Source organism: Streptomyces sp. NPDC002817, assembly GCF_053592055.1.
Map to the genome: position 1 here is coordinate 312,060 of NZ_JBSFUY010000002.1, position 23,182 is coordinate 335,241.

A 23,182-nucleotide genomic window follows, 5' to 3' on the forward strand; every position below is an offset into this window, starting at 1 on the left:
GGCGAGGGGGAGCGGCGCGGTGAGCGGGGGTGCGCGATGAGGTGGGTGGTGATCGAGGATCTCGGTGAGTTTCTCGGCGTTGCCGGAACCTTCCTGCACTCGCGGCCGGTGCTGCACACCGTCCCGCTGACGGTGACCGAGACGCTGCGGGTGCGGGGGCCGCAGGCGTACGGGGCCGAGGCGCCGCTCTTCGGGGTGCTGGAGGGGGAGGGCGTGGTCCGGGGGGCGTGGTTCCGTACACCGCCGTATCGGCTGACCCTCACGCCGCTTGCCGTGACGGAGGCGGAAGCGGAGGTGGAGGCGTTGGCCGAGCAACTGGCGGGGCTGGGGCATGCGCTGCCGGGGGTGTCCGCCGAGAGGGCGACGGCCGGTGCCTTCGCGGAGGCGTGGCAGCGGCGCACGGGTGCCAAGGCCGAGCTCCATCAGCGCCAACGGCTCTATCGTCTCGGTGAGTTGAAGCCACCGTCGCCGATGCCGGAGGGGCGGGCCAGGGTCGCGGGGGCACGGGACCGCGAGCTACTGGTGCGCTGGCACGAGGAGTTCGCCGAGGCCGTCGGGAACGTCGCCGCCGGTGACGCCGAGTCCTGGGCCGACGCCCGGATCCGGTACGGGGGCGTGGTGCTGTGGGAGACCCCGGAGGGGGTGCCCGTGGCCATGGCCGGAACGCATCCCATGGTCGCCGGTCAGGTGCGGGTGGCGCCCGTCTACACGCCGGTCGGGTTCCGGGGGCGGGGGTACGCGGGAGCCGCGACGGTGGCGGCGAGCCGGGGGGCGTCGGCGGCCGGGGCGCAGGACGTGCTGCTGTTCGCGGATCTGGCGAACGCCACGAGCAACGGGCTGTACCGGAGGGTGGGGTACCGGGGGGTGGGGGAGTTCGAGGTGTACGACTTCCCGGGGTGAACGTCGGTCGGCCGGCCGACGACGGTGACCGCCAGATGTGGGCCCGTCCCGTCAGGGCCAGAGCAGCGTCGACGTCCACCCTTCCCCCGTACGGCGATACGCCAGCCGCACATGGCGCCGCTGGGCGTCCCCCTGGAAGAACTCCACCTCCTCCGGGGCCAGGCGGTACAGGGTCCACGTCGGGACCGGGGCGTCCGGTCGGGACTGGGCCTCGGTCCAGGCTGTCCCGGAGGCCTCGGCCAACTCCGCCAGTGAGCCCAGGACTTCGCTCTGACGGCCGGTGAGCGCGGCGGCCAGGGCGCCTGTCGAGCGGGCGTGGAGGTCGGCCTGGCCCTCCTGGGAGGGGGCCGCGGTGACCGGGCCCCGGACGCGGACCTGGCGGCCCAGGGCCGGCCAGTAGAAACCGAGGGCCGCGTAGGGGCGGACCGCGAGGTGGTGGCCCTTGCGGCTGGTGACGTGGGTGGCGAAGGTCCAGCCCGTGGTGTCGGCGCCGTGCAGCATCACCGTGCGTACGTCCGGGTGGCCGGCCTCGTCCGAGGTGGCCAGCGACATCGTGTGCGGTTCGGGCTGGCCGGCCGCCACCGCCTCCGCGAACCACTCCGTGAAGAGGGGGAGCGGTTCGGCGGGGGCCGTGGCCGGGTCGAAGGGGGGCAGGGTGGTGGACTCGGGGGCCCATACCCGCAGTGATCTCAGGAGTGCGTGAAGATCTGTTCCCATGCCCCGATTCTCACCCGAGGTGCCGTCTACAACGAACCGATGTCCGATGACACCCAGCGCTCCGGGCGCAGCCGGATGATCACCTGCTCACCGTGGTTCTTCCAGGCGAAGTCCACGTACGCCTCCACCTTCTCGGGCGGCAGGTAGCGCGCGGAGATCTCCCGGAGGAGTTCGACCGTGGCGGGGGTGGTGTCGAGGACCGGGCCCTCCACCGACACGTACTTCAGCTTCGGCTCGACCGTGTCCACCATGAGGGAGAAGCGGCCCGCCGCGTCGATCAGCCGTTGCTTGCGGGAGCCGAGGCCGGTGAGGATCCAGAGGTCACCGCCGGGCTCGTACTGGTACCAGATCGGCACGGAGAGCGGCGCCCGTCCCTCTCCGCCGTCCACCGACAGCGCGGCCACATGGGGTTCGGCCAGGAATTGCTCGCGTTCCAACCGGGTCAGGGCGGTCATACGGTCTCCTCCAGAGGTGTGCGGCTGCCTCACGAACTCACCGTTCCGGTACGCCACAACGTCGGCCGAGGGGGCGGATGTTCCCGTCCGGTGCGGGTACGTCGGAGGGCGCGATGGCGGTACGTTCTGATCTCCGGGCCGGAGCGGGAGAGCGGGGCAGCTGTGAACACCGAACTGACGTGGCGCCTGGCCGCGGCCGTCCTCCTCGCCGCCTCCCTCACCGCGTGCACCAGCGAAGGCGAGGAACCGCCGTCCCTCACCGCGCCCGCGGTCTTCTACCTCCGGCCCCAGGGCGACAAGGCCGGCGTGCAGGACAAGATGCCGTACGAGCTCAAGGCCGAGGACGGTGACGAGCCCGGCGTCCGGATGCTCGCCGCGGATGTGCCGAAGGGCGCGGAGGACACGGTCGTGATCCGCAAGTACGGCGGGTGCAAAGGGAGTTCCGCGCATGTGACGTGCGAGGTCGACGGCGACTACAGCAACTGGGCCGACGCGCCCCGCGCCAAGGTGGTGGCGGCCGAGGGGGCCGGGGTCGGGGACTCGGCGGTCGTGACCTACACGTACACCACGAAGGACGGGAAGAAGCTCACCGCGAAGACCCGGTTCGTCGTGGGGGAGCCGGTGGTGGAGGCGCTGGTGCCCGGGTACGCGAAGGACGGGCCGCGGCCCGGGCGCGAGCTGGCCGAATCCGTCGTCGTGCGGAACACCGGAGAGCTGCCGGTGAAGGGGCTGGGGGTGGAACTGAGCGCGAGTACCGCTGACTTCGCGGAAAAGTACTCCAACTGCCGTTATTCACCGCAGAGTCGAGGGCATGTCGCTGTCTGTGAGTTCCCGGGGCTGACGATCGACCCCGGGGAGACCGTCGTCCTGCGGCCCGCCGTGCGGCTGCGCACGACGAAGGAGGACATGTACGTCTCCTACGGCAAGGACGTCTGGGCGCTGGACATGGGGCCGGGTCACTACAAGACCTATCCGAAGGGCGGCGACTTCGGCGACGGCCCGGAACTCCGGCCCGAGACGACCAAGGCCGTGAAGGGGTCGTATGCCGGGGGCGGCGGCAGTACGTACGTCGTGCTCGACTCCCACGCCGACTACGGGGTCTCCGATGTGACCCTGGTCGGCGAGCCCGGCGACGAGCGCACCTTCGAGATCACGGTCCGCAACAACGGCCCCGCCGACGCCGGTGCCGCGGCCGAGGTGGTGTTCGGCCCGCCCCTCGGGACGACCATGGTGAAGCAGCCCATGGAGGAGATCGACGAAGACGTCTACCAGGAGTACTGCGAGAGCAACGGGTACGCGTACACCTGCCCCGTCGGATTCCTCGAGCCCGGCGAATCCCGCTCCTTCGAGTTCACCATGACCCTCGGCGAACCGGGCGAGGGCACCCTGTCCCTGGCGGAGACGGACCCGGCCGGCCCCTGGGACGTCGGCCGCCGGGACCCGGATCCGGACAATGACGAGGCCGTCATCAGGGTCCGGGGCGAACGGTAGGCCGTGTCCGGCGCCCGGCTCACCCCCGGCCCAGGACCACCGTCCCCGACGAACAGAACCAACCCCCCGTGCCGGACGCCACGGCCAGCCGGGGCAAGCCGCCGTCCCTGGCCCGCACTTGGCGCTCACCCGTCTCACCGCGCAGCTGTCGTACCGCCTCGACCAGGAGGAACAGGCCCCGCATCCCCGGGTGCTGGGCCGACAGGCCGCCCCCGTCGGTGTTCACCGGCAGCGTGCGGGACTGCACGAACGCTCCGCCTTCCCCCTTCTTGCAGAAGCCCAGGTCCTCCAGTGTCACCAGCGTCATGTACGTGAAAGCGTCGTAGACCTCGGCGAGGTCGATCTCCTCCGGGCGCACGCCCGCCCTCTCGAACGCCAGGCGTCCGCTCACCGCCGCCGGCGACACCGTGAAGTCCGGCCATTCCGACATCGTGGCGTGCGAGAGGTGTTCCCCGGTGCCGAGGACCCAGACGGGGGCGGTGCGGCAGTCGCGTACGTACTCCTCCGCCGCCAGCAGTACCGCCGCCCCGCCGTCCGAGCGGATGCAGCAGTGCAGCTTGGTGAAGGGGTCCGCGATCATCGGGCCGGACATCACGTCGTCCACGGTGATCGGGGTGCGGAACATCGCCTCCGGGTTCAGGGCCGCGTTCGCCCGTGCCTGGACCGCGACCTCCGCCAGCTGCTCGATCGTCGTGCCGTGTTCGATCATGTGGCGGCGGGCGGCCATCGCGTACTTGGCGATCAGCGTGTGGCCGTAGGGGACTTCGAACTGAAGAGGGCCGCGGGCGCCGAAGGAGAGGTTTCCGGTGCGCCGGCCCGCCTTGATGTCCGCCCGCGCCGTCGAGCCGTACACCAGGAGGACCGCGTTCGCGTGGCCCGCCGCTATCGCGTCCGTCGCGTGGGCCGCCATGACCTCCCAGGTCGAGCCGCCCACCGAGGTGGAGTCCAGCCAGGTGGGGCGCAGGCCCAGGTACTCCGCCACCTCCACCGGGGCCAGCACACCCGTGCCCGCCGAGGCGAAGCCGTCCACCAGCGACCTGTCGAGTCCCGCGTCCGCCAGGGCCCGGCGGGCGGCCTGGGCGTGCAGGGTGTACGGCGTCGCGTCGTCCACGCGGCCGCAGTCGGAGAGGGACACGCCGACCACTGCGACTTTCCGGGTACCGGCTGTCATGAAAGGTCTCTCCCTCTGTCTGTCCATATCGACCCGCCGCTCCTAATATGACGGACCGTCAGATCCGGAGGGAAGGGGTCGCCATGGACGCCGGCTTCACCACCGAGCAGGAGGAGATCCGCCGTACCTTGCGCGAACTCCTGCAGAAGCGGTGCGGGGCTCAGGAGGCGCGGGCCGCCGTCGACCGTCCGCAGGGGTACGACGCCGGGTTGTGGGCCACCCTCTCCGAGCAGCTCGGACTGCCCGGACTCGCCCTTCCCGAGGGGTACGGCGGTACGGGCTGCTCCGCCACCGAACTCGCCCTCGCGGGAGAGGAGACGGGACGGGTCCTCGCTCCCTCGCCCCTGCTCGCCACCGCCGTCCTCGCCGCCCCGCTCGTCCTCGCGATCGGGACCGAGGTCCAGCGGGCCGAACTGCTGCCCCGGATCGCCGACGGCTCCCTCACCGCCGCCCTCGCCGTGCCCGCCGCGGGTCTCGCGCTCACCGGGGACAACGGCGGGGACTGGGCGGGCGGCGGGCGTGCGGGGGGCGTACAGGCCCGACGGGCCGGGGGCGGAGGCGCTGACGGAGAGGGGGGCGGCTGGCGGTTGTACGGCGAGATCGATCACGTTCTCGACGGGCACTCCGCCGGGGCTCTGCTCGTCGCCGCGCACACCGGTGGGTTCGCCCGGTCCCGCACCCTTGTCTTCCTCGTCCCCGGGGACACCGACGGGCTCGTGCGCGTACGGCAGACCGCCCTCGACGCCACCCGTCCGCTCGCCCGGCTCCAACTGCGGAACGCGGAGGCCGAGTTGCTGGGCGACGAGAGTGCCGATGTGCTGGGCGCACTGGCCCGGCTCGGGGACTTTGCCGCAGTCTTCCTCGCCTGCGAGGCCGTCGGGGCCGCCGACCGGGTGCTGGAGCGGACCGTCGAGTACGTGAAGCAGCGGGAGCAGTTCGGGCGGGCGATCGGGTCGTTCCAGGCGGTCAAGCATCGGCTGGCCGATGTGTATGTGCAGGTGCAGGCGGCGCGTTCGGCGGCGTACTACGCGGCCTGGGCCACCGTGCACGGGGAGCGTGTGGGCGGGCTTGCCCTCGCTCAGGGGCTGGAGGCGCTGCGTGCCGCCGCCGGTGAGGCCGTCCAGTTGCACGGGGGTATCGGCTTCACCTGGGAGCACGACGTCCAGCTGTATTTCAAGCGGGCCGCCGGCGACGAGCTGCTGTTCGGGCCGGTGCACCGGCTGCGGGCGCACGCGGCCGACGCGGCGCGGCTCTTCGAGGTGGCCGGGCAGCCGGAGGTGGCGGTGTGATCGGGGTACGCGCGGTACAGAGGATCTCGTCCACGCGGGGGTTCGCCAAGGTCGCCCCGCATGTCATTCCGGCGCTGGACCGGGCCGTGCACCGGCTCACGCGCGGGAAGGTCATCCTCAGCGCGCAGATGCTGCCGGGCGTGATCCTGACGTCCGTCGGTGCGCGCAGTGGGCTGACACGTCGTACGCCCCTTGCCTGTATGCCCGAGGAGGGTGGCCGGAGCTGGATTCTCATCGGGTCCAACTTCGGACGGGACGGGCATCCCGCCTGGACCGCCAACCTGATGGCCCGTCCCGACGTCGAGATCAGCTGGAAGGGCGCCGACATCGCCGTGACGGCCCATCTGCTGGAAGGGGAGGAGCGGGCCGCCGTGTGGAAGGCGGCGCTGGCCTTCTGGCCGCCGTACGCGACGTATCAAGCCCGGATCGAGCGGGAGATACGGCTCTTCAGGATCGTACGGAAGTAACTTCTAGAGCGTCGCCAGGCGCTGGACCAGCAGGAACGCGCCGATTCCCAGCATCGCGGCGCCCGAGGTGCGGGTGACCGCGCGGGCCGCTGCCGGGCGGGCGCCCAGGACCGCGCGGGCTGCGAGGCCGACCGTCAGATAGACGGCGGCGCAGCACACCATGTGCAGGACGCCGAGGGTGGCGGTCTGGACGGGCACGGGGGCGCCCGTCGCGGTGAGGAACTGCGGCAGGACCGAGAGGTAGAGCAGCAGCCCCTTGGGGTTCAGGCCGCTGATCGTCGCGCCCCGCAGGAAGACGCGGGCGTCGGAGGTCACCACGGGCCCTTCCGCGGCGCCGGGGACGGCCGGCCTGCGCAGCACGCTCCACCCCAGCCACACCAGGTACCCGGCCCCGGCCACCGTCAGCGCGGTCAGCAGCCCGGGCTCCCCGGCCACCAGCACCGCGAGGCCCGCCACCGCGAGCACCGTGTGCAGCGCGTACCCGGACACCAGGCCGCCCACCGCCCACGCCACCGAGCGTCCGCGCAGACCCGCGGTTATCGCGTACGCCCAGTCGGCGCCCGGCACGCAGACCAGCAGAAGGTCCACGGCGAGGAAGGAGATGAGGGTTCCCGAGTGCATACCGGGGACATTAGGCGTGAATAGCCCGAAAGTGTTCCTGAAATTTGCCCATGATCCGATGTTCTGGGGGAAGATCTGCCCCATGGACGACGTGGACCGGAAAATTCTTGCCGAGCTCCAGCAGGACGGGCGGCTGACCGTGACCGAACTGGCGGCGCGGGTCCGGCTCAGCGTCTCGCCCTGCCATCGGCGGCTGCGGGAGCTGGAGCGGGCCGGCGCCATCAGCGGGTACCGGGCGGTCGTGGAGCCCTCGGCCGTCGGGCTGAACTTCGAGGCGCTCGTCTTCGTCACCATGCGGCAGGAGGACCGGGACACCGTCGCCGGGTTCGAGCGGGCGCTCGCGGAGGTGGAGGGCGTGCAGGAGGCGCAGCGGCTGTTCGGGGAGCCGGACTATCTGCTGCGGGTGGTCGCGGCGGACCTCACGGCCTACCAACGGCTGTACGACGAGCGGCTGGCCACGTTGCCGGGGGTGCAGCGGCTGACGTCCACGCTGGTGATGAAGCACGTCGTGAAGGACCGACCCCTACCGGCATAACACGGCAGGCGGCGGCTCACCCGTGTGAACCACCGCCCGCCAGACAGGACTTGGTGCCTGAAAAAAGACTCTCGGTTACTTGGTCGGCTTCTTCCCGGTCACGCCCAGATGCACCAACAGCGCCAGGTTCGGCTTGAGTTCAGCCTGCTTGACGCCCCACGTCTGGAAGCCCTTCTGGTGCGAGGCGACCGCCGCGAGCATCGCGACCAGTGAACCGGCGACCGCCGCCGGGTTCACGTCCTTGTCGACCTTGCCCTTGGACTGCAACTCGGCGACCGAGTCGGACAGGGAGTTGTTCACGGAGTTCAGGATCTTCATACGGAGCTTGTAGAACCGTTTGTCGCCCTCGGCGGCACCGAGGTCGACGACCCTGAGGATCGCGTCGTTCCTGCGCCAGAACTCGAGAAAACCGTCCACAAGTTCCTGCGCCGTCTGCCAGCCCGCCTTGCCGACCCATGACCTGCCCTCGAGCAGCTGGGTCAACTGGCCGCCCTCGGTGGCCATTTGCTCGGCGATCTCCAGGACGGCGCCCTCGACGTCCGGGAAGTACTGGTAGAAGGTCGCGGGCGAAGTGCCCGCTTTCCGGGCGACATCGATGACTTTGACGTCCCGGTAAGGGGAGGAGCTGAGCATCTCGCTGAGGCAGTCGAGCAGCTTCTGCCGGGTCGCCTGCCCACGCCGGCCGGCCACGCGGCCGTCGACGGTACGCACTTGTCCTGTCATGCCGTCAGCTTACCGAGGGGTGATCGGAGCGCGATTCGGCCGACTGCAAATGGGGTGCGAGGGCGCTTCGGGGCTGGTGCGCTGGTCTGCGCGCTGCGTGAGTCGCCGTTAGTTTGGCGGTATGGCCGAAAACAGGGCATCCACGTACGGAGAGGGCGTCCCGTGCTGGGTGGACGCGCAGCTTCCCGACGTGGAGGCGGGCAAGCGGTTCTACGGTGAGCTTTTCGGGTGGACCTTCGAGGAGCAGCGGTACGGCGGGGCCGTATGGGCCCTGAAGGAGGGCGAGCCCGTCGCCGCGCTCGCGCACAAGACGGACGGGCGGATGCCCACCGTCTGGACGGTGTACTTCGCCACCCCGGACATCGAGGGCCTCGCCGACCGTGTCTGGGCCGCCGGCGGACAGGTCGTCACCGCCCCCATGCCGGTCGGCGACCTGGGCACCAGCGCCCTGGTCACCGACCCGGACGGCGCAGTCTTCGGCCTGTGGGAGCCGGACTCCCACACCGGTTTCGGCGTACGGCACGAGCCGGGCACCTTCGTCTGGGCCGAGCTGTACGCCCGGGACACCGAGGGCGCCAACACCTTCTACGGCGGGCTGTTCCACGACGCCCTGTTCGGACCGGACGCCAGGCCCGATTTCGGCCGCGCCCCCGTCTCCGACGTCTTTGCGGCCGAGATGCCGCCCCACTTCCTCGTCCACTTCGGAGTCGGGGACTGTGAGGCCGTTCTCGGGACGGTGAACCGGCTCGGCGGGCGGGTCCAGGCTCCACCCTTCGAGACGTCGTACGGCAAAGTCGCCGTCGTCACCGACAATCAGGGGGCGTCGTTCGCCGTACTGGAACGTCTCGACGGCCGGCCGGAGCGTTGAAAAGCGACGGTTTGGCATGAGACATCCCGATTTGCAACCGGGTTCGCAACCTGCGCCTCGGCCAGGAAGAATCAGGGTGCGTGCCGCCATGGCGGTGCGGTGGTGAGACGCTGCACGGGGTCGCGTGCATAAGGGTGTGACGCGGCCCGTACGGGGAGGTGGCAGGCAAGTGGTGGATCAGCTGACACAGCACGATCCGCGGCGGATCGGGCCGTTCGAGGTGCTGGGACGGCTGGGCGCCGGCGGCATGGGGCTGGTCTATCTCGCGCGCTCGGCGTCCGGCCGGCGCGTGGCGATCAAGACGGTCCGTACGGAACTCGCCGAGGACCAGCTGTTCCGCGTCCGCTTCTCGCGCGAGGTGGAGGCGGCCCGAGCGGTCTCCGGTTTCTACACGGCGGCCGTCGTCGACGCCGACGCCCGCGCCGCCGTGCCCTGGCTGGCCACCGCGTACGTCCCCGCGCCCTCCCTCGAAGAGATAGTGAACGAGTGCGGGCCGATGCCGGCCCAGGCGGTGCGCTGGCTCGCGGCCGGCGTCGCGGAGGCCCTGCAGTCGATCCACGGGGCGGGCCTTGTCCACCGCGACCTCAAGCCGTCCAACGTGCTGGTCGTCGAGGACGGCCCCCGGGTGATCGACTTCGGTATCGCATCCGGCGTCTCGAACACGCGTCTGACCATGACCAATGTGGCGGTGGGCACCCCCGCCTACATGTCGCCGGAACAGGCCAAGGACTCCCGCAGCGTCACCGGCGCGAGCGACGTCTTCTCGCTCGGCTCCATGCTGGTCTTCGCCGCCACCGGCCACCCGCCCTTCCATGGTGCCAACCCGGTCGAGACGGTCTTCATGCTGCTCCGCGAGGGCCCGGACCTCGAAGGCCTCCCGGACGAACTCCGTCCGCTCATCGAGTCCTGTATGCAGATGGAGGCCACCGGCCGCCCCAACCCGGCCGACCTCCAGTCCCAGCTCGCCCCGCACCTCTTCGGCTCCGGCTCCGACGACAGCGGTACGGCGTCGGCCTGGCTGCCCGAGCGGGCCGTGGGCCTGATCGAGTCGCGCCGCAACGGGCGCCCGGCCGTCAAGCCGGGCCCGGGCGGCCGCAGCGGCGGAGGCCGGGTCGCCCCCGTACCCCCGCCGCCCTCGCACGACCCGGCCCCCGTGCCCGTCGGTGCCCCCGACACCGGCCCGGTGCGGCTGGCGGGCGCCCAGGTGCCCATCGGGCCCGGACCACGCGTCGCCGACGCCCGCGCCGCCGCCGTCAAGGCGCCGCCGCCGGAGGCCGGCCTCGTCGCCAGCTGGTCCAAGCCGCGCCCCGGCGTCAACGGCACGGACGCCGCCGTGGGCCCCGCCGTACCCGCACCGCCCGCACAGGAGCCGGGCGGCGGCTGGCGGCCGTGGCGTTTCCGCATGTCGAACGACGTGTGGGGGACCCCCTCCGTCGCCGACGACCTCGTCTACGTCACCTCCTTCGAGGTGCACGCCCTCGACGTCGCCACCGGCCGGCGCCGCTTCAAGACCCGGGACGTCGCCTGGTCGATGGCGGTCGCGGACGGCCGTATCCACGCCTCCGACGGCCCCACCCTGTTCGCCCTGGAGGCCCGCGAGGGCGCCGACCTGTGGCGGATCCAGACGGACGCCTGGGTGTACTCGCTCAAGGCCGACCGGGGCACGGTCGTCACCGGCAGCCGTGGCGGCGGCGTCCAGGGCTGGGAGGCCTCGGGCGGCCAGAAGCTGTGGGAGCTCACCGGGGCGCAGACGGACTTCGAGTCCCCGGAGGCCGGCCCGGCGCTGCACGACGGCACGGTGTACGTCTGGCAGGACGCCCGGCTGCGCGCCCTGGACGCCCGCACCGGCGACGAGCGCTGGTCGTACCCCATCGGCGACGCGGCCTCCTGCGGCGGCGTACCGGTCCGGGTGACGCAGGCGCCCGACGGCTACGTGTACATCTCGGCCGGCACCCGGGTACTCGCGCTGGACGTCGCGAGCGGCCATGTGAAGTGGCACTTCGAGGCCCCGGCGGTCTTCCTCTGCCCGCCCACCTTCGTGCCGGGCCCGGCCGTGACCGGCGGTGGCGTCTACCTGGCCGACTATCTCGGCACGGTCTACGCCCTCGACGCCGCCGACGGCCGCGACCGCTGGCGCATCGCCACCGAGGCCCGGGCCTCGATCGAGCCGGTGCTGGTGGTGGCGGGGCATGTGCACGTAGGCAGTGGCAAGGGGCTGTACACCCTGGACGCGGTCACCGGCACGCCCAAGTGGCGCTTCCAGGCGGGCGGCGACATCGTGGGCGTGCCCGCGGTGGCGGAGGGCCGCATCCACTTCGGCTCCACGGACCACCTGCTGTACACCCTGAAGGCCGACGACGGACGGCTGCGCTGGAAGCTGGCGACCGGCGGCGAGATCACCGGCGCCCCGGTGGTGAAGGACGGCGTCGTGTACGCGTGCAGCAAGGACCGCTGTGTGTACGCGCTGGACGCGGAGAAGGGAACGGGGACGGCCAGGACCGCGTAAGCGGCTGCCTGCGGCCGGGACGGCCGTCGTACCGGGCACTCGGAAGGGGTTCCAGACGGCGGCCGTCGATGCGGGGAGCGGGTTCCTTGTTCCTTCACCGCTCTCACACAGACGCTACGCCCGGGGCGGGACGGGCGCCATGTGACGGCTGTTAGCGTGACGTGCTCACGATCATGGCAGTGCCTTTCGGGGCTTTTGACAACGGGGGATCAGCAGTGAAGCTTCGCCATGTCCGTCAGGTGGCCGTCGTCGTCGGGGTGGTCGTCGCCCTGACCGGTGCCCGGCACTCGTCCGGCGGAGGCTGCTTCGGCGGCAGCTCGAACTCCAGCGGTTCTTCGAGCAGTTCGACCGGCGGCAGCGGCAGCCACCACGATGACGATGACGACGACTCCGGTTCGGTCTCCGGCGGTGGCGTCGAGGCGAGCTCCCTGGGTGAGGCGACCCAGGATCTGAGGATCGAGGAGTGCAAGGTCGAGGGCGAGACCCTCACCGCCGACGTCCGCGCCACCAACAGCAGCACGAGCGAGACGTACTCCTACATGTTCCAGGTGGCCTTCAAGGACGCCGCCGGTACGACGGTCGCGACCGGGAGCAGCGGGATCTTCTCCGTCGCCGCGGGCGCCACCGACTCCGCCCTCGTCACCGCGAGCACCACGGTGACCGACGGCAGCTGCGAGCTGGTGGACCCGCAGCGCGTGGCCGGATAGCTCAGCGCGTCCTGAACTCCGGGCGGCGGGCGGCGAACAGCTCCGCCTGCCGCTCGTCCGGCAGGTTCCCGAGCGAGATGAGATGCGGGGCCTGCGCGAAGCCGGCGGCGAGAGCGGCCTCCCTGGCCGCCCACAGGGCCCGGACGGTGCCCTGCACCCCCTCGGGCGGATACCCGGCGATGACGGTGGCGCACCGCACCGCGGTCTGCAACGCGGCGCCGGGCTCGGTGAGTTCGGAGACCAGCCCGGTCTCGTGGGCCCGCTGTGCGGAGATCCGCTCGGCGGTCCCCATGAGCATCATCCGGGCGACCTCGCCGTACGGCATCCGTTGCGCCATGAGGACCGACTCGTACGCGCTGACCATGCCGTACGACGTGTGCGGATCGAAGAACGCCGCAGTGGTGTCGGCGACGATGAACTCGCTCTCGCCGAGCAGGTAGAAGGCGCCTCCGCAGGCCATTCCCCGTACGGCGGCGACGACGGGCTTCCAGAGGTCGTTGGCCTTGGGGCCGACACGGAGGAGCGGATCGTCGGCCATATAGGGGGAGTGGGGCTGCGGAACCTCCGCATCCCGGTCCAGCCCGGTGCAGAAGGCGCGCTCACCCGCCCCGGTGAGGACGATCGCCCGCACGGAGTCGTTGAACCGCAACTCCCGCCACGCCTGGACGAGTTCGTCCCGCAGGCCGAGATCGATCGCGTTGAGCCTGTGCGGCCGGTCGAGGGTGACGACGGCGACGCCGGAGTCCTTGTCCATGGCGACCACCAGGCCGCTCACGACAGCACCCACTGCGGAAGCCCGTCGGAGAACACCACACGCACCCGGGCGCCGATACGGATCCGGCCCGGATCGAGGGAGTTGAGTGGCGCCCCGGCCGAGCTGACCAGGTTGCCGACGAGACGGATGCGGGGGTGTTCGGTGAGTTCGACGACGACCACGTTGTACGGCGCCTGCGCCGCGTAGTCCGCGAGGAGCGGCGGATGGGGGACGACGTAGGACCAGATACGGCCGTGACCGGACACGGGCCGCCACTCGGCCTCGAAGGACTGGCAGTGCGGGCAGCACGGCCGGGGCGGGAAGCGGGGTTCGCCGCAGTCGGCACAGGCCTGGACCCTGAGCTCGCCCTGGGCGGCGTAGCGCCAGAAGGGGGCGCCGTCGGGGTCGGTGACGGGGGTGAGCATGGGGGTTGCCTCCTCAGGTCCTCAGGAGCAGCGCGGAGGTGGGGACGCCCTCGCCGGCGGTGACCAGACAGGTCGCGGCGCCGGGGACCTGGGCGGTACTGGTCCCACGGAGCTGCTTGACGCCTTCGTTGATGAGGTTGAAGCCGTGGACGTAGGCCTCGCTGAGCCCGCCCCCGCCGGTGTTGAGGGGCAGCCGCCCGCCGATCTCGAGGGCGCCCTGCTCGGTGAAGGCGCCGCCCTCTCCCCGCCCGCAGAAGCCGTAGCCCTCCAGGGAGAGCGGAATGAGAGCGGTGAAGGCGTCATAGATCTGGGCGACGTCGACATCCTGCGGGGTGACGTCGGAGTGCTTCCACAGATGCCGGGCGGCGGTCCAGGCCGGGCCGGTGAGCGGGTCGTCGTTCCAGTAGTTGACCATGCCGTGGTGCTGGGCGGGGAGCCCCTGGGCGGCCGAGTGGACGTAGACGGGCGCGTGCCGGCAGTCCCGTGCCCGCTCCCTGCTGACGACGACACACGCCAACGCGCCATCGGTCTCCAGGCAGTTGTCGAAGAGACAGAGCGGCTCGCTGATCCAGCGGGAGGTCATGTACATCTCGCGGGTGAGGGGCCGTTCGTACATGACGGCCGCCGGATTCTGATTGGCCCTGTTCCGGCAGGCGAGGGCGACATTGAACAGATGGTCCCGGGTCGCGCCGTACTCGTGCATGTAGCGGCGGGTGAGCATGGCGATCTCGTCGACGGGCCGGAGGAGGCCGTAGGGCCGGGTCCACTGGGCGGGAGTCGGCAGCTGAACGTTCGTGTTCCGCCAGGGCCGGGGCCCGGACCCCCGCTTCCGCGACCGCCAGGCCACCCCCACGGTCGCCTGCCCGGTGGCTATGGCGGCGGCGAGATGGCCGACGGTGGCGCAGGAGCCGCCGCCCCCGTATCCGACCTTGCTGAAGAAGGTGAGGTCTCCGAACCCGACCGCCTTCGCGAGCTCCACCTCGTCGGTCTCCTCCATGGTGAAGGAGGCGAGGGCGTCGACCTCTGCCGGGGCGATACCGGCGTCGTCGAGGGCGGCGAGCACGGCACGGCAGGCGAGGGATCTCTCGTCCTCGGGGAGGTTCTTGGCGAAGGGCGTCTGGCCTATGCCGACGATGGCGGTGGCGTCCTTGAGTCCTGTCATGGGGCACCTCCGCGGGGCTGTCCTCCGGGCTGACAGTGCGTCAGGCTACAGCTAATCTGACGGGTAGTCAGCTACTGGGTTCTGGAGGCTGGTTGTGCGCGGAGACGTGGAGTGGGGCAGCGTTCCGGGTCTGGTCCGGTCGGCGACGGAGCGGTACGCGGACGTGGAGGCCGTGGTGGAGGGCCGTACACGGGTGACGTACGCCGAACTGGGCGCCCGAGTGGAACGCGCGGCGGCGGCGTGCGTGGCGAACGGGGTGGAGGCGGGCGACCGGGTCGCGATCTGGGCCCCCAACTCCCTGGACTGGATGGTCTCGGCGCTGGGCGCGGTGTCGGCCGGCGCGGTACTGGTCCCGCTGAACACACGGTTCAAGGGAACGGAGGCGGCGGACGTACTGCGCCGCAGCGGAGCACGGTTGTTGTTCGTGACGGGGACGTTCCTGGGGACGTCGTACGTGGCGTCGCTGCGGCGGGCGATGGCGGAAGGACCAGGGCTGCCGTCCCTGGCCCAGGTGGTGGTCCTGTCGGACGACGCCCCGGCCGACTACTGGACGTGGAAGGACTTCCTGGCGAGCGGCGAGGGAGTGGGCGAGGCGGAGGTACGGGCCCGGGCGGCCTCGGTACGCGGTTCGTGGCCCTCGGACATCGTCTTCACCTCGGGCACGACCGGCCGCCCGAAGGGCGCGGTGATCACGCATTCCCAGACGTTGCGGGCGTACGAGGTCTGGAGCGAGCTGGCGGGCCTGCGCCAGGGCGACCGCTACCTGATCGTGAACCCCTTCTTCCACACCTTCGGCTACAAGGCGGGCGTGATCGCCTGTCTGATGCGGGGCGCGACGATGATCCCCCAGCCGGTGTTCAACGTGGACACGGCTCTGGCGAACATCGCGTCGGAGCGCGTATCGGTCCTCCCGGGCCCGCCGACCCTTCACCAGTCCCTGCTGGACCACCCGTCTCGCGACGCGTACGACCTGTCGGCCCTGCGCCTGGTGGTGACGGGCGCGGCAGTGGTCCCCCTGACCCTGGTGGAGCGCCTGCGGACCGAACTGGGCGTGGAGACCGTCCTGACGGCGTACGGCCTGTCGGAGGCGAGTGGCGTGGTGACGATGTGCCGCCGCGGCGACGCGCCGACGGTGATCGCGTCGACGTCGGGCAGGGCGATCCCGGGAACGGAGGTACGGGTGGTGTCCGCCGGCGGCCGGGCGGTGGCGCCGGGGATCCCGGGCGAGGTGATGGTCCGGGGCTTCAACGTCATGCGGGGCTACTACGAGGACGAGACGGCGACGGCGGAGGTCCTGGACCCCGACGGCTGGTTGCGGACGGGCGACGTGGGCGTCCTGGACGAGGCGGGCAACCTCCGCATCACCGACCGCCTCAAGGACATGTTCATCGTCGGCGGCTTCAACGCCTACCCGGCGGAGATAGAGCAACTCCTGGGCCTGCACCCGGATGTGGCCGACGTGGCCGTGATCGGCGTCCCGGACCCCCGACTCGGGGAGGTGGGCAAGGCCTACGTCGTGCGCCGACCGGACGCGGTGACGACGGGGGACGACCTGATCGCGTGGGCGCGCCGGGAGATGGCGAACTACAAGGTGCCGAGGTCGGTGGAGTTCGTGGCCGAGTTGCCGCGCAACGCGAGCGGAAAGGTGGTCAAGGGGGAGCTGCGGGGGTGACCGGCAGATCTGTCCCGCCCGGGGCTACCCGGACACGCCTCGGCCGCGACGGCTCCCCCTCCGCGCCGCCGCGGCCGATCCCCGTGCGGGAAAAAAGGTCTGGTCAGGCGGGCTCTTCCGTGACATGTGTGTTGTCCGGGGTGGCCACGCCGCCGTCGTCGTCCACGTCGGTGACGTGGGTGTTGAGCGGCTTGATCGGGCTGCTCGTCACGTGGGTGTTGAGCGGCTTGATCTCCTCGCCGCTGTCCACGTCGGTGACGTGGGTGTTGTCCGGCTTGACGACCGGGTCGGTCTCGCTGCTGCTCATGTGCTGCCTCCCCTGGGGCTGATCACTGTGAACTGAGAGCCCACCCGGTCACTCCCCCGTGGGTGCCCGGGTGGGCTGCTCGGGCCGCCCACCCTAAACCGTGAGCGCTGCGGCCCTACCGGCGATCCGTCTGCCCCCCGACGCGACGGATCGACAACAGAGAGACTGCCGGGCCGCGATAAACGAACGATGAACGCCGACCGCGAACGCCCCGGGTGGCCTCAGGCGGCGGCGACAGGAGTGAGGAGCATGCGCACCTCGGCCGCCTCCGGCGAGTCCAGCCGCTCGTAGATCTCCAGTGCCTCGCGCCAGCAGACCTGTGCCCGGCCGGAGTGGCCGATGCCGTTCAGCGCCCGGCCGAGAACCGTGAGGACGTGCCCCCGGCGCCATTCGCCCCCGATGCCCCTCAGCACGGTGAGTGCCATCTCGGCATTGCTCGCCGCCAGGGCCGGTTTGCGCGCGTCCAGTTCGACTTCCGCCAGACGGCAGAGGGTCATCCCCTCCCACAGACGCTGACGGCTGTCGCGGAAGACGCGGAGCGCCTCCACCAGCTGCGCGGAGGCCTCGGTGTGCTGTCCGGTCTTGCCGAGAGCCATCCCCAGGGCGTAAAGACCGTTCGCGCCCCTGAGGGTGTGTCCCAGCCCCTGGTAGATGTCGGTTCCCTGGCGGGCGAGGGCGACAGCCGAGTCGGCCCGCCCGGTGGCGAGATGGAGCCGCGACAGGTTGCACAGCGAGCTGGCGGAACCCGCCATGTCACCGCAGCCGCGGAACTTGTCGAGCGCCTGGCTGAAGTAGCGTTCGGCCTCCGAGTGGCGGTTCTTGTAGAACGCGATGCTGCCGAGGATGTTCGCCGCCCAGCAGGAGGGCAGCGGGTCGTCCGTGGCCTCGGCGAGCCGGATGGCCTCCTGGGCCTCCGGGTACGCCAGGTCGAACAGACCGGAGAACAGTCGCGCGTTGCTCAGCACGACGGAGGCCCGGCCCTCGGCGCGGATGTCCCCGGCAGTGCGTGCGGCATCGCGCAGGGCCGTGGCGGAGGCCTCGTACTCCTTCGCGTTGGCACCCGACTCGGCGAGGTCGACGGATGCCCACAGGAGGTCGATCGCGCGTCCCAGTGTGCTTCCCCGGGCCGATTGCCGTGCACACGCGAGGAGCGGTACGGCTTCGGAGTACAGCCAGTCCCGGGCCGCCTGACGGTCGGGAAACGCCAGGCCCGCGGTACCGGTCGGGTACAGGTGATCCACCAGCCGGTCTCCCGGCCGCTCGATCGCATACCCCCCTGCCGCCGTGGCCAGATAGAAGTTCAGCAACCGTGACAGCGCCGCCCCCCTCTCACTGGGCGGCCACTCGTCCCGCTCCGCACAGGCACGCGCGTAGAGCCGGACCAGATCATGGAACCGGTACCGGCCGGGCGCCGCCGATTCCAGCAGTGACGTGTCGACCAGGGACTCCAGGAGGTCCTCGGTCTCCTCCACCTCCAGGTCCAGTACCGCGGCCGCCGCGGCGAGCGAGATGTCCGGGCCGTCGGCCAGGCCGAGCAGCCGGAAGGCGCGGGCCTGGGCCGGCTCCAGCTGGCCGTATCCCAGCTCGAACGTCGCCTTCACCGCGAGGTCGCCGGCCTGGAGTTCGTCCAGGCGCCGGCGCTCGTCCGCCAGCTTCGCCGCCAGGACGGACACCGTCCAGGTGCGGCGGGCCGCGAGGCGCGACGCGGCGATGCGGATCGCCAACGGCAGGAAGCCGCACGCCGCCACCACGTCCAGGGCGGCGTCCCGCTCGCTGCCCACCCGCTCCTCGCCCACGATCCTGGTGAAGAGCGCCAGCGCCTCGTCCGGCGACATCACGTCCAGGTCGACCAGGTGCGCCCCGGCGAGGTCCACCATCCGCACCCGGGAGGTCACCAGCGCCGCGCAGCCCTCCGTGCCGGGGAGCAGCGGACGTACCTGCGCCGCGTCCCGCGCGTTGTCCAACAGCACCAGCACCCGGCGCCCGTCCAGGACCGAGCGGTACAGCGCCGCCCGCTCCTCCAGGGAGTCCGGGATCGCCGAGTCCGCCGTGCCCAGCGCCCGCAGGAACGAGCCGAGTACGGTCTCCGGCTCGGCCGCCCGGGACCCCGCGCCCTGCAGATCGACGTACAGCTGACCGTCGGGGAAGGCCCCGCGCGCCTGGTGTGCCACGTGCACCGCCAGTGTCGTCTTGCCCACGCCGCCGATGCCCGCCAGCGCCGACACCGCCATCACGCGGCCCTCCGCCGACGCCAGGACCTCGCCCAGTTCGGAGACGAAGGACGCGCGGCCCGTGAAGTCCGGGACGGTCGCCGGGAGTTGTGCCGGGCGGACCGGTGCGGCCGCGGGCTCCGGCTGCGGGGACGGCGGTTCCGCCAGTCCCGGGTCCGCCTGGAGGATCCGCTGTTGCAGGTCCCGCAGGCCCGGGCGGGGGTCCACGCCCAGTTCGTCCGCCAGCAGACGGCGGGTGTCGGCGTAGACCGCCAGCGCCTCCGCCTGGCGCCCACTGCGATAGAGGGCGAGCATGAGGAGTTCCCTCAACCGCTCCCGGAGCGGGTGGGCGGCCGTCAGGGCCGTCAGTTCCGAGACGGCCTCCGCGTGGCAGCCCTGCTCCAGGTCCATGTCCAGGCGGGATTCCAGGAGTTGGAGCCGCCATTCCTCCAGCCTGACCCGCTGCGAGGACGCGTAAGGGCCCGGCACTCCCGCCAGTACCTCGCCGTCCCACAGGGCGAGCGCCCGGCCCAGCACCTCCCGTGCGTGGCACAGATCCCCGGCGCCCCGCGCCTTCTCCGCCTCCGTGGCCAGCTCCTGGGCCACCGCGAGGTCCAGCGCGCCCTCGCCCAGCGAGCGGATCGCGTACCCGCCCGACTCGCTCACCAGGACGTCGGGGTCCAGGACCTTGCGCAGCCGGGAGGCGTACGTCCGCAGCGCCGCCAGCGCCTGGGACGGTGACTCCTCGCCCCACAGGGCGTCGATCAGTTCGGCCGCCGTGGCCGTACGGCCCTCCCGCAGCAGCAGCGCGGCCAGCAGGGCCCGTTGCTGCGGGGAGCCCATGGGCAACGACTCCTCGCCGCGCCAGGCGCGGACCGGTCCGAGCACGCTGAAGCGCAGCGGCAGCTCCGGCTCCGCCGAGGAGCCGGGACGCCGCTGCTCAGGCACCCGCGGTACTCCGTCCATCGCCGTCCCCCTAGACACAGTGAGCAACGACGCCAGTTTGCCTTGTTCATGGCAGATGCGTCAGCCGTGGAGACCCCGATCACAGGTAGGCGCGCGGGATATCACAAGCCCCTCACGTGGTCTTCGCACACTTCCGCACAGAATGCGTCACGCTCGGTCGCTGTCGCCGTAGCTGACGGGTCGTCAGATCGGCGCTACCGTGACCCCCATGACCGAGACCACGGACACCACCCCGGCCTTTCCGTTGATCATCTCCGTCGACGACCACACCGTGGAGCCGGCGGATGTCTGGCAGAACCGGCTTCCGAAGAAGTACCTGGACACCGGGCCCCGCATAGTCCGCGCCCCGCTGAAGGAAATGACCTTCCTCGGCGGCCGCTTCAAGCCCGTGATGGGCGCCCCTGGCTCCGAAGGCCCCCTCGGCGACTGGTGGGTCTACGAGGACCTGCACCGGCCCCTCACCCGCCTCGACACCGCCGTCGGTTACAGCAGGGACGAGATCAAGCTCGAAGTCATCACTTACGAGCAGATGCGGCAGGGCTCGTACGACGTCCCTTCCCGCCTCGCCGACATGGACGTCAACCATGTCCAGTCCGCCCTCTGCTTCCCGACCTTCCCCCGCTTCTGCGGCCAGACCTTCACCGAGGCCGCGGACCGTGAGCTGGGTCTGCTGTGCGTCCAGGCCTACAACGACTGGATGGTGGAGGAGTGGTGCGGGCCCGACGCGCAGGGGCGGCTCATACCCCTGACCCTCATCCCGTTGTGGGACGCCGAGTCGGCCGCCGCGGAGGTACGGCGCAACGCCGCACGCGGTGTCCGGGCCGTCGCCTTCTCCGAGATACCCCCGCACCTCGGCCTGCCCTCCGTCCACACCGACGACTGGGACCCCTTCCTCGCCGCCTGCGACGAGACCGGCACCGTCATCGCCATGCACATCGGCTCGTCCAGCCGTATGCCGTCCACCTCCGCCGACGCCCCGCCCGCCGTCGGCTCCACCATCACCTTCGCCAACTGCTGCTTCTCGATGGTGGACTGGCTGATGAGCGGCAAGTTCGAGCGCTTCCCGCAGCTCAAGGTCATGTACGCCGAAGGGCAGATCGGCTGGATCCCCTACATCCTCGAACGCGCCGACGTGGTGTGGGAGGAGAACCGCGGCTGGGGCGGGGTCGCCGACAAGGTCCACCGGCCGCCGTCCGAGCTGTTCACCGAGCACGTCTACGGCTGCTTCTTCGACGACGCCTTCGGGCTGAGGAACCTCGACGCCATCGGGGTCGGCAACGTCCTCTACGAGACCGACTACCCGCACTCCGACTCCACCTGGCCGAAGTCCCGCGAGGTCGGCGAGGCCCAGATGGGACACCTGGCCCCCGACCTGGTCGAGCGGATCGTACGAGGCAACGCCATCGAGCTGCTCGGCCTCACCCCCGAGGGCCTGTGGAGCCGCACATGAAGCACATGCAGTACGGCATCCAGCTCCCCATCCAGTCCCAGAGCACCCTCTACACCGAGCCCTGGGAAGCCGCCGCCACACCCGCCGACCTCCTCGGCATCGCCCGGGCCGCCGACCGCGCCGGCTTCGCCTACATCGCCGGCTGCGACCACGTCGCCATCCCCCGCCGGCTCGCCCCCGCGATGAGCACGGTCTGGTACGACCCCGTCGCCACCCTCGCCTACCTCGCCGCCGCGACCGAGCGCGTACGACTGCTCAGCCATGTCGCCGTGGTCGGGCTGCGCCATCCGCTCCTCACCGCCAAGCAGTACGCCACCCTCGACCATCTCAGCGGCGGCCGGCTGATCCTCGGGGTCGGGGCCGGGCATGTGCAGGAGGAGTTCGAGGCGCTCGGGTTCGACTTCCGGCAGCGGGGCGCGGTGCTCGACGAGTGCCTCGACGCCCTGCGCGCATCCCTCGGGCCCGAGGAGTTCCCCGAACACCACGGCAAGTTCTACGACTTCGAGGGCCTCGGTCAGCGGCCCCGGCCCGCCCAGCCGCACGTCCCCCTCTGGGTCGGCGGCTCCTCGCCCGCGGCCGTCCGGCGCGCGGCGCTCAAAGGCGACGGCTGGCTGCCGCAGGGCGACCCGCGGGACCGGCTGCCCGCACAGATCGCCCGCATCCGGGAGCTGCGCCAGGAAAGACAAGGCCCCTTCACCATCGGCGCCATCGTCGAGCCCCTCTACGTCGGCCGGCCCGGGTGGGAGGTCGGGCGACGCACCCTCACCGGCGGCCCCGAGCAGCTCGCCGAATCCCTGCGGGCGTACGGCGAGATGGGCGTCGACCAGATCCAGGTCCGCTTCCGCAGCCGTGGCAGCGGCGAACTCGCCGACCAGATCGCCGCGTTCGGCACCGACGTAGCACCCCACCTCTGAGGAGTCACCGCATGGGCAAGCTGGACGGACGCGTCGTCATCGTCACCGGCGCGGCACGCGGACAAGGGGAGCAGGAGGCGCGGCTCTTCAGGGAGGAGGGGGCCGACGTCGTGGTCGCCGACGTGCTCGACGACCAGGGGGAGGCCCTCGCCAAGGAGATCGGGGCGTCGTACGTCCATCTCGACGTGGGCGAGGAGGAGCAGTGGCGGTCGGCCGTCACGGCCGCGAAGGACGCGTACGGTCACGTCGACGGGCTCGTCAACAACGCCGGCATCCTGCGCTTCAACTCCCTCCTCGACACCCCACTCGACGAGTTCATGCAGGTCGTCCAGGTGAACCAGGTCGGCTGCTTCCTCGGCATCAGGACCGTCGCCCCCGAGATGGCCGACGGGGGGACCATCGTCAACACCGCCTCCTACACGGCGGTCACGGGGATGGCGGCCGTCGGGTCGTACGCCGCCACCAAGCACGCCATCCTCGGCCTCACACGGGTCGCCGCGCTGGAGCTGGCGCGGCGCGGGATCCGGGTGAACGCCGTCTGCCCCGGGGCCATCGACACCGCCATGTCCAACCCCGCCTTCCTCGACCCCGGGGGCGATGCCGAGGAGACCTCGCGGGCGGTCGGCAAGCTCTACCGCAAGCTCGTGCCGCTGGGACGGATCGGGAAGCCGGAGGAGGTGGCGCGGCTCGCGCTCTTCCTGACCTCGGACGACTCCTCGTACATCACCGGGCAGCCCTTTGTGATCGACGGCGGGTGGCTGGCGGGAGTCAGTCTCAGCTGACGGCCCATCAGGTATTGACGCTCCATGCGGCCGGTGGAACAGTCTGGGCAGTGAATCTGACGATGCGTCAGGTAACGACTCGTGGGGACG

The 23,182-nt window shown here is 71.3% G+C and carries 22 protein-coding genes; 12 read left to right on the forward strand and 10 right to left on the reverse strand.

Annotated elements, in window-relative coordinates; translation table 11 throughout:
• Positions 1-36 precede the first annotated feature (36 nt).
• On the forward strand, positions 37-900 hold the full coding sequence (locus ACWD3I_RS04430) for a GNAT family N-acetyltransferase (protein WP_365394223.1): 864 nt from the start codon (positions 37-39) through the stop codon (positions 898-900).
• Between the two features lie 51 nt (positions 901-951).
• Here the strand turns inward: ACWD3I_RS04430 and ACWD3I_RS04435 are convergent, their stop codons facing one another.
• Both ACWD3I_RS04435 and ACWD3I_RS04440 read right to left on the reverse strand, forming a co-directional pair.
• The gene (locus tag ACWD3I_RS04435) at positions 952-1,617 is read right to left on the reverse strand and encodes a pyridoxine/pyridoxamine 5'-phosphate oxidase (protein ID WP_365394222.1); all 666 of its coding nucleotides are present in this window, start codon (positions 1,615-1,617) and stop codon (positions 952-954) included.
• 26 nt (positions 1,618-1,643) lie between these two features.
• Positions 1,644-2,072, reverse strand: coding sequence for a pyridoxamine 5'-phosphate oxidase family protein (locus ACWD3I_RS04440; RefSeq protein WP_365394221.1), 429 nt, complete (start codon positions 2,070-2,072; stop codon positions 1,644-1,646).
• Positions 2,073-2,234: 162 nt separating this feature from the next.
• Here ACWD3I_RS04440 and ACWD3I_RS04445 point away from each other — a divergent pair, with 162 nt between their 5' ends.
• Positions 2,235-3,563, forward strand: a complete 1,329-nt coding sequence (locus ACWD3I_RS04445; protein WP_365394220.1) for a hypothetical protein — start codon at positions 2,235-2,237, stop codon at positions 3,561-3,563.
• Positions 3,564-3,582: 19 nt separating this feature from the next.
• Here ACWD3I_RS04445 and ACWD3I_RS04450 read toward each other — a convergent pair whose 3' ends face one another.
• A complete protein-coding gene (locus tag ACWD3I_RS04450; protein ID WP_365394219.1) occupies positions 3,583-4,734 on the reverse strand; it encodes a thiolase C-terminal domain-containing protein in 1,152 nt (383 codons plus the stop codon).
• An 83-nt stretch (positions 4,735-4,817) separates the two neighbouring features.
• Between ACWD3I_RS04450 and ACWD3I_RS04455 the strand changes: the two genes are divergently transcribed.
• The gene (locus ACWD3I_RS04455) at positions 4,818-6,023 is read left to right on the forward strand and encodes an acyl-CoA dehydrogenase family protein (RefSeq protein WP_365394218.1); all 1,206 of its coding nucleotides are present in this window, start codon (positions 4,818-4,820) and stop codon (positions 6,021-6,023) included.
• Positions 6,020-6,490 carry a nitroreductase/quinone reductase family protein gene (locus ACWD3I_RS04460; protein WP_365394217.1) on the forward strand — a complete coding sequence of 157 codons (471 nt, stop codon included), beginning with the start codon at positions 6,020-6,022 and terminating at the stop codon, positions 6,488-6,490. Before ACWD3I_RS04455 ends, ACWD3I_RS04460 begins: the two co-directional genes overlap by 4 nt.
• Positions 6,491-6,493: 3 nt before the next feature.
• Here ACWD3I_RS04460 and ACWD3I_RS04465 read toward each other — a convergent pair whose 3' ends face one another.
• On the reverse strand, positions 6,494-7,111 hold the full coding sequence (locus ACWD3I_RS04465; protein WP_365394216.1) for a LysE family translocator: 618 nt from the start codon (positions 7,109-7,111) through the stop codon (positions 6,494-6,496).
• An 82-nt stretch (positions 7,112-7,193) separates the two neighbouring features.
• Between ACWD3I_RS04465 and ACWD3I_RS04470 the strand changes: the two genes are divergently transcribed.
• Complete coding sequence (locus ACWD3I_RS04470; protein WP_046262935.1) at positions 7,194-7,646, forward strand: Lrp/AsnC family transcriptional regulator; 453 nt, start codon at positions 7,194-7,196, stop codon at positions 7,644-7,646.
• 75 nt (positions 7,647-7,721) lie between these two features.
• On the opposite strand, the gene ACWD3I_RS04475 is transcribed toward ACWD3I_RS04470, so the two are convergent.
• Positions 7,722-8,357: a TetR family transcriptional regulator gene (locus ACWD3I_RS04475; RefSeq protein ID WP_171147642.1), complete on the reverse strand. Its 636-nt coding sequence runs from the start codon at positions 8,355-8,357 to the stop codon at positions 7,722-7,724.
• Between the two features lie 133 nt (positions 8,358-8,490).
• Between ACWD3I_RS04475 and ACWD3I_RS04480 the strand changes: the two genes are divergently transcribed.
• The 3 genes from ACWD3I_RS04480 (at position 8,491) to ACWD3I_RS04490 (ending at position 12,450) form a co-directional block, all read left to right on the forward strand.
• Positions 8,491-9,237 carry a VOC family protein gene (locus ACWD3I_RS04480; RefSeq protein ID WP_365394215.1) on the forward strand — a complete coding sequence of 249 codons (747 nt, stop codon included), beginning with the start codon at positions 8,491-8,493 and terminating at the stop codon, positions 9,235-9,237.
• Between the two features lie 169 nt (positions 9,238-9,406).
• On the forward strand, positions 9,407-11,743 hold the full coding sequence (locus ACWD3I_RS04485; RefSeq protein WP_365394214.1) for a serine/threonine-protein kinase: 2,337 nt from the start codon (positions 9,407-9,409) through the stop codon (positions 11,741-11,743).
• A 215-nt stretch (positions 11,744-11,958) separates the two neighbouring features.
• Positions 11,959-12,450, forward strand: coding sequence for a hypothetical protein (locus ACWD3I_RS04490; protein WP_365394213.1), 492 nt, complete (start codon positions 11,959-11,961; stop codon positions 12,448-12,450).
• A gap of 1 nt (position 12,451) precedes the next feature.
• On the opposite strand, the gene ACWD3I_RS04495 is transcribed toward ACWD3I_RS04490, so the two are convergent.
• Genes ACWD3I_RS04495 through ACWD3I_RS04505 form a run of 3 tightly spaced genes read right to left on the reverse strand, consistent with a single transcriptional unit; the run spans position 12,452 to position 14,791 of the window.
• On the reverse strand, positions 12,452-13,204 hold the full coding sequence (locus tag ACWD3I_RS04495; protein WP_365394252.1) for an enoyl-CoA hydratase/isomerase family protein: 753 nt from the start codon (positions 13,202-13,204) through the stop codon (positions 12,452-12,454).
• Between the two features lie 17 nt (positions 13,205-13,221).
• Entirely contained in the window at positions 13,222-13,629 is a 408-nt protein-coding gene (locus ACWD3I_RS04500; RefSeq protein ID WP_365394212.1) for a Zn-ribbon domain-containing OB-fold protein, read from the reverse strand.
• Positions 13,630-13,642: 13 nt separating this feature from the next.
• Entirely contained in the window at positions 13,643-14,791 is a 1,149-nt protein-coding gene (locus ACWD3I_RS04505) for a lipid-transfer protein (protein WP_365394211.1), read from the reverse strand.
• A 94-nt stretch (positions 14,792-14,885) separates the two neighbouring features.
• On the opposite strand from ACWD3I_RS04505, the gene ACWD3I_RS04510 reads away from it, so the two are divergent.
• Positions 14,886-16,463, forward strand: a complete 1,578-nt coding sequence (locus ACWD3I_RS04510; protein ID WP_365394210.1) for a FadD3 family acyl-CoA ligase — start codon at positions 14,886-14,888, stop codon at positions 16,461-16,463.
• 103 nt (positions 16,464-16,566) lie between these two features.
• Here ACWD3I_RS04510 and ACWD3I_RS04515 read toward each other — a convergent pair whose 3' ends face one another.
• Positions 16,567-16,770 carry a hypothetical protein gene (locus ACWD3I_RS04515; protein WP_266890992.1) on the reverse strand — a complete coding sequence of 68 codons (204 nt, stop codon included), beginning with the start codon at positions 16,768-16,770 and terminating at the stop codon, positions 16,567-16,569.
• A 221-nt stretch (positions 16,771-16,991) separates the two neighbouring features.
• Positions 16,992-19,946, reverse strand: coding sequence for an AfsR/SARP family transcriptional regulator (locus ACWD3I_RS04520; protein WP_365394209.1), 2,955 nt, complete (start codon positions 19,944-19,946; stop codon positions 16,992-16,994).
• A 208-nt stretch (positions 19,947-20,154) separates the two neighbouring features.
• Between ACWD3I_RS04520 and ACWD3I_RS04525 the strand changes: the two genes are divergently transcribed.
• From ACWD3I_RS04525 to ACWD3I_RS04535, 3 genes are read left to right on the forward strand one after another with little or no spacing between them, the layout of a single operon-like run.
• Positions 20,155-21,396, forward strand: a complete 1,242-nt coding sequence (locus ACWD3I_RS04525) for an amidohydrolase family protein (protein ID WP_365394208.1) — start codon at positions 20,155-20,157, stop codon at positions 21,394-21,396.
• A gap of 5 nt (positions 21,397-21,401) precedes the next feature.
• Complete coding sequence (locus ACWD3I_RS04530; RefSeq protein ID WP_365394251.1) at positions 21,402-22,310, forward strand: TIGR03619 family F420-dependent LLM class oxidoreductase; 909 nt, start codon at positions 21,402-21,404, stop codon at positions 22,308-22,310.
• 11 nt (positions 22,311-22,321) lie between these two features.
• Positions 22,322-23,092 carry an SDR family NAD(P)-dependent oxidoreductase gene (locus tag ACWD3I_RS04535; RefSeq protein ID WP_365394207.1) on the forward strand — a complete coding sequence of 257 codons (771 nt, stop codon included), beginning with the start codon at positions 22,322-22,324 and terminating at the stop codon, positions 23,090-23,092.
• Positions 23,093-23,182: the final 90 nt, after the last annotated feature.

What these genes read in the sequence shown, in the direction of transcription:
- ACWD3I_RS04465 (WP_365394216.1), bottom strand. Translation starts at nt 7,111, where the DNA reads ATGCACTCGGGAACCCTCATCTCCTTCCTCGCCGTGGACCTTCTGCTG.
- ACWD3I_RS04435 (WP_365394222.1), bottom strand. Translation starts at nt 1,617, where the DNA reads ATGGGAACAGATCTTCACGCACTCCTGAGATCACTGCGGGTATGGGCC.
- ACWD3I_RS04470 (WP_046262935.1), top strand. Translation starts at nt 7,194, where the DNA reads ATGGACGACGTGGACCGGAAAATTCTTGCCGAGCTCCAGCAGGACGGG.
- ACWD3I_RS04480 (WP_365394215.1), top strand. Translation starts at nt 8,491, where the DNA reads ATGGCCGAAAACAGGGCATCCACGTACGGAGAGGGCGTCCCGTGCTGG.
- ACWD3I_RS04525 (WP_365394208.1), top strand. Translation starts at nt 20,155, where the DNA reads ATGACCGAGACCACGGACACCACCCCGGCCTTTCCGTTGATCATCTCC.
- ACWD3I_RS04530 (WP_365394251.1), top strand. Translation starts at nt 21,402, where the DNA reads ATGCAGTACGGCATCCAGCTCCCCATCCAGTCCCAGAGCACCCTCTAC.
- ACWD3I_RS04440 (WP_365394221.1), bottom strand. Translation starts at nt 2,072, where the DNA reads ATGACCGCCCTGACCCGGTTGGAACGCGAGCAATTCCTGGCCGAACCC.
- ACWD3I_RS04520 (WP_365394209.1), bottom strand. Translation starts at nt 19,946, where the DNA reads ATGGACGGAGTACCGCGGGTGCCTGAGCAGCGGCGTCCCGGCTCCTCG.
- ACWD3I_RS04515 (WP_266890992.1), bottom strand. Translation starts at nt 16,770, where the DNA reads ATGAGCAGCAGCGAGACCGACCCGGTCGTCAAGCCGGACAACACCCAC.
- ACWD3I_RS04455 (WP_365394218.1), top strand. Translation starts at nt 4,818, where the DNA reads ATGGACGCCGGCTTCACCACCGAGCAGGAGGAGATCCGCCGTACCTTG.
- ACWD3I_RS04495 (WP_365394252.1), bottom strand. Translation starts at nt 13,204, where the DNA reads ATGGACAAGGACTCCGGCGTCGCCGTCGTCACCCTCGACCGGCCGCAC.
- ACWD3I_RS04450 (WP_365394219.1), bottom strand. Translation starts at nt 4,734, where the DNA reads ATGACAGCCGGTACCCGGAAAGTCGCAGTGGTCGGCGTGTCCCTCTCC.
- ACWD3I_RS04505 (WP_365394211.1), bottom strand. Translation starts at nt 14,791, where the DNA reads ATGACAGGACTCAAGGACGCCACCGCCATCGTCGGCATAGGCCAGACG.
- ACWD3I_RS04535 (WP_365394207.1), top strand. Translation starts at nt 22,322, where the DNA reads ATGGGCAAGCTGGACGGACGCGTCGTCATCGTCACCGGCGCGGCACGC.
- ACWD3I_RS04500 (WP_365394212.1), bottom strand. Translation starts at nt 13,629, where the DNA reads ATGCTCACCCCCGTCACCGACCCCGACGGCGCCCCCTTCTGGCGCTAC.
- ACWD3I_RS04430 (WP_365394223.1), top strand. Translation starts at nt 37, where the DNA reads ATGAGGTGGGTGGTGATCGAGGATCTCGGTGAGTTTCTCGGCGTTGCC.